Raw genomic sequence first — 12,820 nt, forward strand, 5'->3', positions numbered from 1 at the left:
GAAGACTTCCCGCCCCGAAGGCGAAACCGGCCCGGCATCCCATGCCAGGCCGGCGTACTACGATGATGAAGCGTTGCCGGCCGTCAAGCGGGCTGGTCGCCGGAGCGGCGCCGCGACATCAGCACCTTGCCCACGACCAGCACGATCAGGGCCCCGACCACGCCCGCGGCAATCTCGGCGCCATGATGGCTCAACCCCATGGACGCCTCGACGGCCTCGGTATGCAGCGCGGGATCGTTGACGAACAGTTCGCCGGCGATGAACCCCAGCAGCGCGGCACCCAGCCAGACGATCAGCGGGAAGCGCTCGATGACCTTCAGCAGCAGCGTGCTGCCGAAGATCACCAGCGGGATGCTGATGGCCAGGCCCAGGACCAGGAGCACGGTATTGCCCATGGCGGCGGCCGCCACGGCAATCACGTTGTCCAGGCTCATGACCAGGTCGGCGATCAGGATGGTGCGGATGGCGGCCATCAGGCCGTCCTTGGCCAGCTTGCCTTCGTCCTCTTCACCTTCCGGCAGCAACAGCGAAACACCGATGTACAGCAACAGCAGCGAGCCGATCAGTTTCAACCAGGGCAGTTGCAGCAACTGGGCCGCAACCAGCGTCAGGATGATACGCATCACGATGGCGGCCGCAGAGCCGATCACGATTGCTTTCTTTTGTTGATGGGCCGGCAGCGAACGAGCCGCCAGCGCGATGACCACCGCGTTGTCCCCCGACAACAGGATGTTCACCCAGATGATTTGAATGAGAGCCAGTACGAAGGCCGCTGAACCAAATTCCACGCTTCTCTCCTGAAATGGCGACGGGCGCGGTGATCAACCGCGCCCGTCTCTCTTCTGTTTTACAGCACGGACTTGAGCAGTTTGCCCATCTCGGACGGGTTCTTGGTCGTCTTGATGCCGCAAGCTTCCATGATGTCGAGCTTGGCCTGGGCCGTGTCGGCGCCGCCGGAAATCAGCGCGCCGGCGTGGCCCATGCGCTTGCCGGCCGGAGCCGTCACGCCCGCGATGAAGCCGACCACCGGCTTCTTCATGTTGTCCTTGGCCCACTGGGCGGCGTTCACTTCGTCCGGACCGCCGATTTCGCCGATCATGATGACGGCGTCGGTGTCGGGATCGTCGTTGAACATCTTCAGCACGTCGATGTGCTTCAGGCCGTTGATGGGGTCGCCACCGATGCCGACGGCGCTCGACTGGCCCAGGCCCAGTTCCGTGACCTGCGCCACGGCTTCATAGGTCAGGGTGCCCGAGCGGCTGACGATGCCGATGCGGCCCTTGCGGTGGATGTGGCCGGGCATGATGCCGATCTTGATTTCGTCGGGGGTGATCAGGCCGGGGCAGTTGGGTCCGAGCAGCAGCGTGCGCTTGTTCTCGGCGCGCATGCGGTTGCGGACTTCCAGCATGTCGCGGACGGGAATGCCCTCGGTGATGCAGATGGCCAGGTCCAGGTCGGCCTCGACGGCTTCCCAGATGGCGGCGGCGGCGCCGGCGGGCGGCACGTAGATGACCGACACGTTGGCGCCGGTGGCGGCCTTGGCTTCGGCGACGTTGGCGTAGATGGGCACGCCTTCGAAGTCCTCACCGGCCTTCTTGGGGTTCACGCCGGCCACGAAGCAGTTCTTGCCGTTGGCGTACTCGCGGCACATGCGGGTGTGGAACTGGCCGGTCTTGCCGGTGATCCCCTGCGTGACGACCTTGGTATCTTTGTTGATCAGAATCGACATTTCGAGTCCTTAATATCCTGTGCTGGGCGCAACGATTACTTCTTGGCGGCGGCCACGACGGCGGTGGCGGCTTCGGCCATCGTGTCGGCGCTGATGATGGGCAGTCCGGAGTCGGCCAGCATCTTCTTGCCGAGCTCTTCGTTGGTGCCCTTCATGCGCACCACCAGCGGCACGCTCAGGCTGACGGCCTTGCACGCGGCGATCACGCCTTCGGCGATGACGTCGCAGCGCATGATGCCGCCGAAGATGTTGACCAGGATGGCCTTCAGGCCCGGGTTCTTCAGCATGATCTTGAAGGCTTCGGTCACCTTCTCGGCCGTGGCGCCACCGCCGACGTCCAGGAAGTTGGCCGGCTCGCCGCCGAACAGCTTGATGGTGTCCATGGTCGCCATGGCCAGGCCGGCGCCGTTCACCAGGCAGCCGATGTTGCCGTCGAGCTGGATGTAGGCCAGGCCGAACTTGCTGGCTTCGATTTCGGCGGGGTCTTCTTCGTCGGTGTCGCGGTAGGCCACGATCTCGGGGTGGCGGAACAGCGCGTTCGAATCGAAGTTGAACTTGGCGTCCAGGGCGATGATCTTGCCCGAGCCGGTGACGATCAGGGGGTTGATCTCGGCCAGGTCGGCGTCGGTCTCGACGTAGCAGGTGTACAGCTTCTGGATCTGGTCGGCCGCGTCGGCGATCGAGCCTTCGGGAACGCCGATGCCGCGGGCCAGTTGCGAGGCTTCCTCGGTGGTCAGGCCCTTGGCGGGATCGACGAACACCTTCAGGATCTTCTCGGGCGTGGCGTGGGCGACCTCTTCGATCTCCATGCCGCCTTCGCTCGAGGCCATCACGCAGACGCGCTGCGAGCTGCGGTCGGTCACGATGCCGACGTACAGTTCCTTCTTGATGTCGGCGCCTTCTTCGATCAGCAGGCGGCGGACCTTCTGGCCTTCCGGGCCGGTCTGGTGCGTGACCAGCTGCATGCCCAGGATCTGGCCGGCCAGCGTGCGCACTTCCTCGATGGAGCGGCCCAGCTTGACGCCGCCGCCCTTGCCGCGGCCGCCCGCATGGATCTGGGCCTTGACGACCCACACCGGGCCGCCCAGTTGTTCAGCGGCCTTGACGGCCTCGTCCACCGAGAACACGGGGATGCCGCGCGGAACGGTGACGCCAAATTTCTTCAGAAGCTCTTTGCCCTGATACTCGTGGATTTTCATGCGGAGCCTTCGCTGTCGGGTAGACGTTGAATGTTCGGTTGGAAAAGACCAGCGCCATGACGGGTCATGCGCCTGGATACGGATGGGGATAGCCCAGGCGTAGCCGCGGCCGGGCAAACAAAAGCCCACGGACCTGTGCTCGGGACGAGCAAAGTCGCGGGCTGTCGCATAGCGAGGCGATTGGCGGTTACGGGCATGCGCTAAGGTGCCGATTGCATCGGGGGCGCCGGCAGATTCCGGGCGTGGCCGGGAGGCAATGGGCGGGCGATAAAACCCGGAGAGTATAGCACCCCTGCCCCCGGCTTCCTTCAGCCCCCGGCGGGAACGCCCTCCGGCACGCGCGCCGGACGCCAGGCGCGCCCGGCCCCTTGGGCTACTGGACGACGACGGTCAGGGCCGAGCCTGCCGGCACCGCCACGGTTTCCGAGTACGACGCGCCCGACGGCCGGCGCACCACGGGGAAATGGCCCGAGGCCTTGAGCGTGGACGGCGAACTGGACGGTAGCGTGCGCAGCGATGTGTAATCGGGGCCGTTGATGGCGGGCAGGTCGTAGCCGCCCTGCGTGCGGCGCGGATAGCCGAACCCGGCCGGCGGCGATGCGGGCAGCAGGGCCAGCGCCGCGCCCCAGTCCCGCAAGGCGGGCCGCGCGCCCGCTCCGCCCGCCTGCCTGACGGCCTGGTCCAGCAGGGTGAACGAATCGGTGGACGAGGTGCCGCGCAACAGGCTGCGATAGAAATCCGTGCCGTATTGCCGCAGCAGGTAGCCGCCGAAGTTGGCGGCGATGGGATACGAGAAGCAGCTGGAGGACACGCTGGCGTCCCAGCCACGGATGTAGTCGCAGTTCTGGCTCTGGTGCAGCCAGTTGCCGTAGTCCCCGTCGCGCAGCGGGTTGAAGCCCGGCACCACCCGGCCCGAGGCCAGGTCCTCCATCATCAGGGCCGAGGTCTCTTCCAGCCAGACCGCGAAGCGGTTGTCCGGACTCACGCCCGTGCGCGCGGCCCGCTGGTAGAAGTTGACCATGTGGGTCATCTCGTGCGCCAGCGTCGTATAGCCGGTATTCCGGCCCGCCTGGCCGCCCAGGTACATGGTTTCGGTGTCCAGGAACAGCACCACCGCTTCATTGCTGAGCGCCTCGTAGCTTTTCAGGAAGGCATTGGCGTTGAAGAAATAGCCGATCACGCCCCAGGGCTTGCCATCGGGCGTGATGTTGGACAGCACGATGTGCAGGTCCTGGTCGGGACCGATGTAGCCGCTGCCGACGGTGGCGCCCCAAGGCGCGCCCGCGAGATCGGTCACGATGGGATAGACGGAGTCCTGGTTCGACGAGAACCGGCTCTTCAGGCTGTCCAGCAGGGCCTCGCTCACCTTCGCGGCGGACCGCTCGCCGTCCTGCACCCAGATGTTCAGCATGCGCCCGTCGGTGGCTGCCCAGCGGCGGGCCAGGGTGGCCTGGAACCGCGTGCCGCTGCTGTCCTGCCATTCCCGCGTATCGCCTTCGACCGCCGCCCGCACGGCGGTGGCGGGGCCCTGCCGCGTCGATGCCCGGGGCTGGGACGCGCGATCGACCGGCGGCTGGTAGTCGCGGATGTGCGCGGGAATCTGGTTGACGCCCGGCAGGTGATCCGGATCGGCCGGGGCTTCGATTTTCGATGAGGCCGCGGGACGATCCGCCACCGAGGCGCTGATCGAGGCCATGCCCGCATCGCGGTCGGAAACGTTGGTGAAGACCAGCGTGACGGTACGGCCATTGACGCCATTGAGAGCGATCGGCACCGACGTGCCCGAGCTCGAACCGCTATTGTCGTAGCGCCAGATGCCCACGCCGCTACCGCGGTAGGTCTGCGCATCGGCGGCGCCGCATTGCGCGCCGCTGCATGCCACGGACAATGCCCCCGATCCGGAGACCTCGCCGCCCCCGCCGCCACCACAGGAAGCCAGCAGCGCCGCCAACGCAATCCCGGCCAGTGTCCGGATGGTACCCACGGTATCGCGATTCATCTTGCCCCCGCAGAAGAAGCTTACGCGCAACATACCATGGCGCGCGGACCAGGGCCTGTTCACAGGCCCTATCGGATGGACTGCACCTGCAACTGGGCGGGCATCCCGCCGCCCGCCTCGCCGGCGGCGCGCGCCACCGTGCCGGTGACCGTGACGGTGCGCGATTGCAGGTCCTGCATCTGCTGACGGGTCAGGCCGCGCAGGTCCCATTGCCGGTCGCCCGACTCGAGCACGGCGACGACGAAGGGCTCGTTGCCCTTGAGCACGATGCGTCCTTCCAGCGTGATCACGTCGCCCGCCCGGGGGGCGGGCTGGGCACAGGCCCACAGGCTGGACACACTCAGGCACAGGGCCAGCAACAATGCACGCATGGCAGCCTCGCGGCGAAAGGGGATGCGGAAAGTGTACGGGCGTTCCGGCAAGCGGCCTAGCCCTGGCCGTCGTCCAGGTCATCGAGGTCCACACCTCGCAACACCTGCCTGATGGTGGCCTGGCCGAAGCCCCGGGACATCAGGAAACGCACCTGCTTGGCACGCTGGCTGGCATCGGCCGGCAGCGTGCCGAAGCGCTTGCGCCACACATCGCGCGCCCGGGCCAGTTCGGTGGCTTCCAGCGTGTCCCGCAGTTCGGCGATCTGCGTGTCCGCCACGCCGTGCTGGCGCAGCTCATACATGATGCGCAAGGTGCCCTGCTTGGCCGCCAGCCGGTGCACCACGCTTTGCGCATAGCGCTGGGTAGACAGCCAGCCTTCCTTCTCCAGGCTGTCGAGCACGGCGCGAACCTCGTCCTCTTCCCCGAAACGGGCCAGCTTGCGGCCCAGTTCCAGGCGGCTGTGTTCGCGCCGGGACAGATAACCCACCGCCCGGGCCTTCAGCGAAGGGCCGGAGGCGGGCTTGCCGTCATCACTCGTCTTCAAGCTCGGCTTCGGTCACTTTGCCGGCGCCGGCCACCCGGGCTGCCACGCCCAGGCTGTCGCGCACGCGGTTCTCGATCTCGATGGCCATTTCCGGGCGTTCCTTCAGGAACTCGCGGGCGTTGTCCTTGCCCTGGCCGATGCGCTCGCCGTTATAGCTGAACCACGAACCGGACTTCTCGACGATGCCCGCCTGCACGCCCAGGTCCAGGATCTCGCCTTCGCGCGAGATGCCGGCGCCGTACATGATGTCGAACTCGGCGCTCTTGAACGGCGGCGACACCTTGTTCTTGACGACCTTGACGCGGGTCTCGTTGCCGATGACCTCGTCGCCCTTCTTGATGGAGCCGGTGCGCCGGATGTCGAGGCGGACCGAGGCGTAGAACTTCAGCGCGTTGCCGCCGGTGGTGGTTTCGGGGTTGCCGAACATGACGCCGATCTTCATCCGGATCTGGTTGATGAAGATGACCATGCAGTTGGTGCGCTTGATCGAGGCGGTCAGCTTGCGCAGCGCCTGGCTCATCAGGCGGGCCTGCAGGCCGGGCAGGGAATCGCCCATCTCGCCTTCGATTTCGGCCTTGGGCACCAGCGCCGCGACCGAGTCGATGACGATCAGGTCGACCGCGCCCGAGCGCACCAGCGCGTCGGTGATTTCCAGGGCCTGCTCGCCGGTGTCGGGCTGCGAGATCAGCAGGTCGGTCAGGTTCACGCCGAGCTTGGAGGCGTACTGGACATCGAGCGCGTGCTCGGCGTCGATGAAGGCGCAGGCGCCGCCCAGCTTCTGCATTTCGGCGACGACCTGCAGCGTGAGCGTGGTCTTGCCCGACGATTCCGGGCCGTAGATCTCGATGACCCGGCCGCGCGGCAGGCCGCCCACGCCCAGGGCGATGTCCAGGCCGAGCGAGCCGGTGGAGACGACCTGGATGTCGTGCTCGACCTCGTTGTCGCCATAGCGCATGACCGAGCCCTTGCCGAACTGCTTTTCGATCTGGGACAGCGCGGCGGCCAGGGCCTTGGTCTTTTCGTTCTGGGCAGCGGCTGCGGCCTTGGAAGCTTTGGTGTCGTCCATTCTGGGATCCTTGGGTTGATGGGCGAATTATGGCACTGCCCGACACTGTATAAAAAAACAGTATGGGACTGCAAGCTCCCAGGCCAAATTAACAACGGAATTCTGGAAAAACGGACGCGGAGACGTCCGCTCAGTACCCCGCCCTGGCGTAGGGGTTGCTCCCCCGCCGGTACACCATCAGCGCGCGCCGGTAGCGGTTGATCATCTCCCCCCGCTGGTTGCGCGCCTCGGTCAGCACCGTCACCACGCCCTGGTCGGGCCGCGAACCCGACAGCCGCGTGCCCTCGACCGTGGACCGGGCCTCCAGCGTGTCCCCCGGCATCAGGTCGGCGCCGAACTCCACGTCGGTCCATCCCAGGTTGACGGTGACCCGGCCGAAGGTGCGCGTGGACAGCGCCACGGCCACGCCTATCCCCCAGGTCTGCGGCACGACCGGCGCCGCCAGCCCCAGCGCCTGCGCGCAGGCGTGGTCGTGGCTTTGCGGCTGCCACTCCATGGCGCGCAGCGCGTGCAGCGTGGATTCCTCGGCCAGCAGGGTCTTGCGGGGGCTGTGAATGAAGGTTTCCCCCTGCCGCAGGTCCTCGAAGAACAGGCCGGTCTGCTCGACCCAGGCGCCGTCCCCGCGCGCGGCATGCGACAGGAAACGGGCCTCGTCCGAGGCCGAAGCGCCGGCGATCACGTCGGGCCCGGCCGCGCCGTGCCACAGCTCGGCCACGTAGCGCAGCTCGGCCACCTGCTCGCCGCGCTGGTTGTAGCCGCGCGTGAGCAGGCTGGCGCGCCCCAGGTGCGCATCCACCGGCTCGGTGGCCAGCACCTCGGTCTCGACATACAGGGTGTCGCCGCCGAACATCGGCCGGGTCAGCGCGATATTGGACATGGACACGATGCGGCGCCGCCGGCCGAAGGTCTTGGAGGTCATGCCGATCAGCCGCTGCAGGGTCAGCGTGCTGACCATCAGGGGCCGCTTCCAGTCGGTCAGCCCGGCGTAGCGATCGTCGTAGTGGACCATGGCGGCGTTGATGGAATCCAGGGCCTCGGCCACGTTGTCCTGTTGCGAGAACGTGATGCCCGGCCGATGGACGAAACGCTGCCCGGCGGACAGGTGCTCGAAGCCCAGGCCGAAACGCTCGGCATACAGGCCGTCTCCCAGGTGGTAGTAGGAACTATGCATGATGGTCTCCAGCGGCGGATGGGTTCGGCGCGGCGGCACGCCGCAGGATGCGCAGGGCGCTCTGGTAGACGGGCTCGTCCACCATGGTGGCGCCCACCGCGCAGGCGCGGCGGCCCGCGCGTTCGTAGGCGGCGGCCACTTCGCTCGCCCACGCCAGCCGGCGCGGATCGGGCGCGAAGGCCTGCACGATGATGGGCCACTGGCGCGGATGGATGGCGAGCTTGCCGGAGAAGCCCATGGCGCGCGCCCGCTCGCAATCGGCGCGCAGGCCGGCGTCGTCGTCGATGGCGATGTGCGGCACGTCCAGCATGGGCACGCCGCTGCCGGCGGTCTCGAACACCAGGCGCCCGCGTACGTAGGCCAGCGCGTCCCAGGCGTTGTCCGCGCCGGTCTCGGCGCTGAAGTCCGCGGCGCCGAAGGCCATCGCCGCCAGCCACGGTCCGGCCTGCGCGATGCCGGCCGCGCGGCGCACGCCCTGCGGCGACTCCACCAGCGCCATCAGCCGCAGCGCGGGATTGGCCGCGGCCGCGTGCGTGCGGACCATGCGCAATTCGGAGGCGTCCTCGGCCTTGGGAACGGCCACGAGATCCAGGGCGGGCAAGGCGCCCGCATGGGCCAGCGCATAAAGGTCCTCCAGGCCCGCGGGCGTCTGCGGGGAAGACACCCGCAGCGCCACCATGGGCGCGCCCGGACCGGCCGGGGGCAGCGCCGCCAGCCAGGCCAGGGCGTCGCGCCGGGCGGCGGCCTTGTCGGCCGCCGGCACTGCGTCCTCGAGGTCGATGATGACGCCCGGCGCGCCGCCGCGCAGCGCCTTGTCGTAGCGGTCGGGCCGGTTGCCGGGACAGAACAGGAAGGTGGAAGGAACGACGGGATGGGTCACGCGGGCTCTCCGGGACAAGGTCGCGGCCCGCGCGATCGGATCAGCCGATCGGCTCTCGCCGCATCACGGTGCTGAACAGGTGCCGCCCTTCGGGGAAGAGCCCCACCGAAGCGACGATCAGGTCTTTCTTGGCGCCGTAGTACCAGGTGCGCGTGCGCAGCGTCGGCGTGCTGAAGCGCGTCTGCAGCAGCCCGGCCTGCGCCCGGGTCAGCCGCACGGCATCGATTTCCTGGCGGATTTCGCATACCCGGTCGCCGCGCCGCTCGGCCAGCCATTCGGCCACCGAGGCCCGGTAGCCGTCCAGTTGCTCGAGCGCGTCCGCGTACAGCGGCGGGACGTGGTGTTCGCTGTAGACGACCGGCGGCGCGCCCTCGGCCTGCCGCAGGCCGGTCACCCGGACGAAGCGCTGGCCGGCGGGCAGCCGCAGCGCGCGCGCCGCCCCCTCGTCGCCGTCGACCTCGCGAATGTCCAGGATGTGGAAGCGGAAGCCGCGGGTGAAGCGCAGGATGTCGTCCACCGTGTTGCCCACGTGCACGAAATTGCCCGAGGGCTGCGCCGACTCCACGCGGGTCCCGATGCCGGGCCGGCGGCTGACCAGCCCCTGCACCTCCAGCTCGCGCAAGGCCCCGCGCACGGTGATGCGGCTGACGTTGAACTGCTGTCCCAGTTCGTTCTCGGTGGGCAGCAGGCTGCCGGGCGGATACTCGCCATCGCGGATCCGCCGGATCAAGGTCTGGGCCAACAGCTTGTACTGCGAGCCGGCACTGCGCTGGAACATGAGGCGACACGTCAGAGAACACCAAGGGTCCTTAGTCTACCTTGCTCCTCTTCGCCGATCCCGATGCCGGCCAGCAGCTCGCGGGTATCGGCGCCCATGGCCGGCGCCGGTCCGACGGCGGCCGCCGGCCGCGACGTGCGCAGCGGACTGTCCAGTACCCGCAGCGCGCCGCCGCCCGCCAGGTCGACGCGGCGGATGCGGCCGTCGGCCTGCGCCAGGGGCGCGTCCAGCGCCTGCCCCACGGACCACACGGGCGCGGCGGGCACCGTGCCGGCGAAATGCCGCATCCACTCGGCCGTGGTGCGGGCCGACAGCGCCTCGTCCAGCAGGCGGGTCAGCTCCTCGCGATGCCGGCCCCGGGCGCCGAAGTCGACGAAACGCGCGTCCGCGATCCACTCCTGCCGCCCGATCCGCTCGCACAGGTTGCGCCAGAATTTTTCCTTGTTGCACATCAGGTAGATCCAGCCGTCGCCGGTGCGATAGAGCTGGCACGGCGTGAGCGAGGGATGGCCGGACCGGGGCTGGCGGTCGGTCTCGGCCGCGCCGTTCAGGTACCACGCCGCCACGTAGTTGAGGTTGAACAGCGCGACGTCGTACAGGCTGGTGTCCACGTCGCATCCCTTGCCGCTGCGCGTGGCCTCCAGCATGCCGCTGAGCAGCCCCACCGACATCATCACGCCGGTCATGTAGTCGACCAGCGACAAGCCCATGCGCGAGGGCGCCGTGTCCGGCTCGCCGGTCAGCGAGAAATAGCCCGCCTCGGCCTGCATCAGATAGTCGTAGCCCGGCCAGGCCGCGCGCTCGCCGGTGCGGCCATAGGCCGATATGTGGGCGCAGACCACGGCCGGATTGACGTCCTTCAGGTCTTCGTAGGTCAGGCCCAGCTTGCCCGCGACGTCGCCGCGCAGGTTGTCGACCACGCCATGGGCCGTGGCCGCCAGCTTGCGGAACACCGCCCGCCCCTCGGGGTGGGCGAGGTTCAGCGTGATGCTTTTCTTGCCCTGGTTCAGGCTCTGGAAGAACAGGCTTTGCGCGCTGTCGGGCAGGCCGGCCAGGAAATGCGGCCCGACCTGCCGCGACACGTCGCCGCCCTGCGCGGCCTGCTCGATCTTGATGATTTCGGCCCCCAGCGCGGCCAGCAACTGGGTGCCGAAAGGCGCCGCGCCGTACTGCTCGACGGCAAGAATACGGAACCCGTGAAGTAGCGACATGAAGCTCCCCGGACGGTGTGGGACAAGGACATCTTGAGTTTGTTATAACAATATATCAAAATCCGGAAACAGAAAAGCCGACCGATGGCACTATTCCCGAGGAGACCCTTCCCATGAACAAACTGCTCTTACTGCTCTGCCTGGCCTTGGGCCTGGCCAGCCAACCCGCCCAAGCCGACCAGGCGTTCCCCAGCAAGCGGGTACGCGTGGTCATCCCCTTCCCGCCCGGACAGGGGTCGGACATCCTGGCCCGCGCCATCGGCGACAAGCTGGCGCAGAAATGGGGGCAGCCCGTGGTGGTGGAGAACCGCGCCGGCGCCAACGGCTCCATCGCGCTGCAGGAAGTGGCGCGGGCCGAGGGCGACGGGTACACGCTGCTGGTCACCTCCAACTCTCCGGTCGTGATCAACCCCAACCTGTACAAGCACCTGCCCTACGACGTGGGACGCGACTTCCAGCCCGTCGCGCTGCTGGCCGGCACCGACATGCTCATGGTGGTGAACGCGCAGTTCCCGGCCACCACGCTATCCGAGGTCATCGCCCAGCTGAAGGCCAATCCCGGCAAGTTCAGCTACGGATCGCCGGGCACGGGCTCCACCAGCCATCTCAGCATGGAAGTCTTCAAGCAACTGGCGGGCGTGGACATCGTGCACGTGCCCTACAAGGGCAGCCCGCCGGCGTTCACCGACCTGATCGGCGGCTCGATCAAGCTGATGATCGACGCCCTGCCCAGCGCCATGCCCCAGGTGAAATCGGGCCGGGTCCGGGCCATCGCCATCACCAGCAGCGACACGCCGTCCACCCTCATGCCGGACGTGCCGCTGGCCAGCAGGGCAGGCCTGACCGGCCTGCCGGGACGCGCCTGGTACGGCATGTTCGCGCCCAAGGCCACGCCCCCCGCCACCATGGCGCGCATCGTCGCCGACGTGCGGGCGGTGCTGCAGACGCCCGATATCGTCGCCAAGCTGCCCCAGCTCGGCCTGGAGGCCGTGGAACCCATGACGCCCCAGGAATTCGGCCGCTTCGTGGACAAGGAAACCGCCTACTGGGCCGACGCGACGCGCCGCACGGGGATGTATCAGATCGAATAGCGATAGTGACGGGGACGCGCGCCTGGGGGACAATGCATCGGGGCCCCTCGACGCATTCCCCCGAAGCTACAATTCCCCCATGCGCATCCTCATCGCCGAAGACGACAACATCCTTGCCGACGGCCTGTCCCGCTCCCTGCGCCAGAACGGCTACGCAGTCGATGCCGTCCACGACGGACTCGAGGCGGACTCCGCGCTGGCGGCGCAACCCTTCGACCTGCTGATCCTGGACATCGGCCTGCCCCGGCTCTCGGGCACCGAAGTCCTGCGCCGCCTGCGGGCGCGCAACTCGCACATGCCGGTCCTGATCCTGACCGCCGCCGACAGCGTGGAGCAGCGCGTCAAGGGGCTGGACCTGGGCGCCGACGACTACATGGCCAAGCCGTTCGCGCTGTCCGAGCTCGAGGCCAGGGTCCGGGCGCTGACGCGGCGCGGCGCGGGCGGCGGCCCGGCGGTGCTGCGCCATGGCCGTCTGGCCTTCGACCAGGTCGGCCGCGTGGTGACCATAGACGAGCAGATCGTCGAGTTGTCCGCGCGCGAAGTCAGCCTGCTGGAAGTCCTGCTGTCCCGCAGCGGCCGCATGGTCAGCAAGAAACAGCTGGTGGACCACCTGTGCGAATGGGGCGAGGAAGTCAGCACCAACGCCATCGAGGTCTACGTGCACCGGCTGCGCAAGAAGCTGGAACCGGGCGGCGTCAAGATCGCCACCGTGCGCGGGCTGGGATACTGCCTGGAACGCGAGCCCGGCGCCCAGCACGGCGCGGCTTAGGACCTGTTCCG

13 protein-coding genes are annotated in these 12,820 nt (G+C 68.1%); 2 read left to right on the plus strand and 11 right to left on the minus strand.

Annotated features, from left to right (window positions below):
* Positions 1 to 83: 83 nt before the first annotated feature.
* From ABD104_RS05360 to ABD104_RS05410, 11 genes are all read right to left on the minus strand, one after another.
* On the minus strand, positions 84 to 788 hold the full coding sequence (locus tag ABD104_RS05360; protein ID WP_087837302.1) for a TerC family protein: 705 nt from the start codon (positions 786 to 788) through the stop codon (positions 84 to 86).
* Positions 789 to 847: 59 nt separating this feature from the next.
* Positions 848 to 1,729: a succinate--CoA ligase subunit alpha gene (gene sucD, locus ABD104_RS05365; RefSeq protein WP_087837303.1), complete on the minus strand. Its 882-nt coding sequence runs from the start codon at positions 1,727 to 1,729 to the stop codon at positions 848 to 850.
* 35 nt (positions 1,730 to 1,764) lie between these two features.
* Positions 1,765 to 2,928 (minus strand): ADP-forming succinate--CoA ligase subunit beta, encoded by a 1,164-nt coding sequence (gene sucC, locus ABD104_RS05370; protein WP_087837304.1) that lies wholly within the window; start codon positions 2,926 to 2,928, stop codon positions 1,765 to 1,767.
* Between the two features lie 373 nt (positions 2,929 to 3,301).
* A complete protein-coding gene (locus ABD104_RS05375) occupies positions 3,302 to 4,927 on the minus strand; it encodes a M30 family zinc metallopeptidase (RefSeq protein ID WP_343927233.1) in 1,626 nt (541 codons plus the stop codon).
* A 68-nt stretch (positions 4,928 to 4,995) separates the two neighbouring features.
* On the minus strand, positions 4,996 to 5,298 hold the full coding sequence (locus ABD104_RS05380) for a hypothetical protein (RefSeq protein ID WP_165963096.1): 303 nt from the start codon (positions 5,296 to 5,298) through the stop codon (positions 4,996 to 4,998).
* A 56-nt stretch (positions 5,299 to 5,354) separates the two neighbouring features.
* Positions 5,355 to 5,843 carry a recombination regulator RecX gene (recX, locus tag ABD104_RS05385; protein WP_132979423.1) on the minus strand — a complete coding sequence of 163 codons (489 nt, stop codon included), beginning with the start codon at positions 5,841 to 5,843 and terminating at the stop codon, positions 5,355 to 5,357.
* Positions 5,830 to 6,909: a recombinase RecA gene (recA, locus tag ABD104_RS05390; protein ID WP_087837307.1), complete on the minus strand. Its 1,080-nt coding sequence runs from the start codon at positions 6,907 to 6,909 to the stop codon at positions 5,830 to 5,832. Before recA ends, recX begins: the two co-directional genes overlap by 14 nt.
* A 130-nt stretch (positions 6,910 to 7,039) precedes the next feature.
* Positions 7,040 to 8,080, minus strand: a complete 1,041-nt coding sequence (locus ABD104_RS05395) for a hotdog family protein (protein WP_132979424.1) — start codon at positions 8,078 to 8,080, stop codon at positions 7,040 to 7,042.
* A complete protein-coding gene (locus ABD104_RS05400; RefSeq protein ID WP_279819782.1) occupies positions 8,073 to 8,960 on the minus strand; it encodes an HpcH/HpaI aldolase/citrate lyase family protein in 888 nt (295 codons plus the stop codon). Before ABD104_RS05400 ends, ABD104_RS05395 begins: the two co-directional genes overlap by 8 nt.
* A gap of 40 nt (positions 8,961 to 9,000) precedes the next feature.
* Positions 9,001 to 9,738 carry a GntR family transcriptional regulator gene (locus ABD104_RS05405; RefSeq protein WP_087837310.1) on the minus strand — a complete coding sequence of 246 codons (738 nt, stop codon included), beginning with the start codon at positions 9,736 to 9,738 and terminating at the stop codon, positions 9,001 to 9,003.
* An 11-nt stretch (positions 9,739 to 9,749) separates the two neighbouring features.
* Complete coding sequence (locus tag ABD104_RS05410) at positions 9,750 to 10,949, minus strand: CaiB/BaiF CoA transferase family protein (protein ID WP_087837311.1); 1,200 nt, start codon at positions 10,947 to 10,949, stop codon at positions 9,750 to 9,752.
* Positions 10,950 to 11,062: 113 nt separating this feature from the next.
* On the opposite strand from ABD104_RS05410, the gene ABD104_RS05415 reads away from it, so the two are divergent.
* Positions 11,063 to 12,040, plus strand: coding sequence for a Bug family tripartite tricarboxylate transporter substrate binding protein (locus tag ABD104_RS05415; RefSeq protein ID WP_087837312.1), 978 nt, complete (start codon positions 11,063 to 11,065; stop codon positions 12,038 to 12,040).
* Between the two features lie 79 nt (positions 12,041 to 12,119).
* Positions 12,120 to 12,809: a response regulator transcription factor gene (locus ABD104_RS05420; RefSeq protein WP_087837313.1), complete on the plus strand. Its 690-nt coding sequence runs from the start codon at positions 12,120 to 12,122 to the stop codon at positions 12,807 to 12,809.
* Positions 12,810 to 12,820 lie beyond the last annotated feature (11 nt).

The sequence above is a fragment of the Pigmentiphaga daeguensis genome, from assembly GCF_039523035.1.
GTDB lineage: Bacteria > Pseudomonadota > Gammaproteobacteria > Burkholderiales > Burkholderiaceae_B > Pigmentiphaga > Pigmentiphaga daeguensis.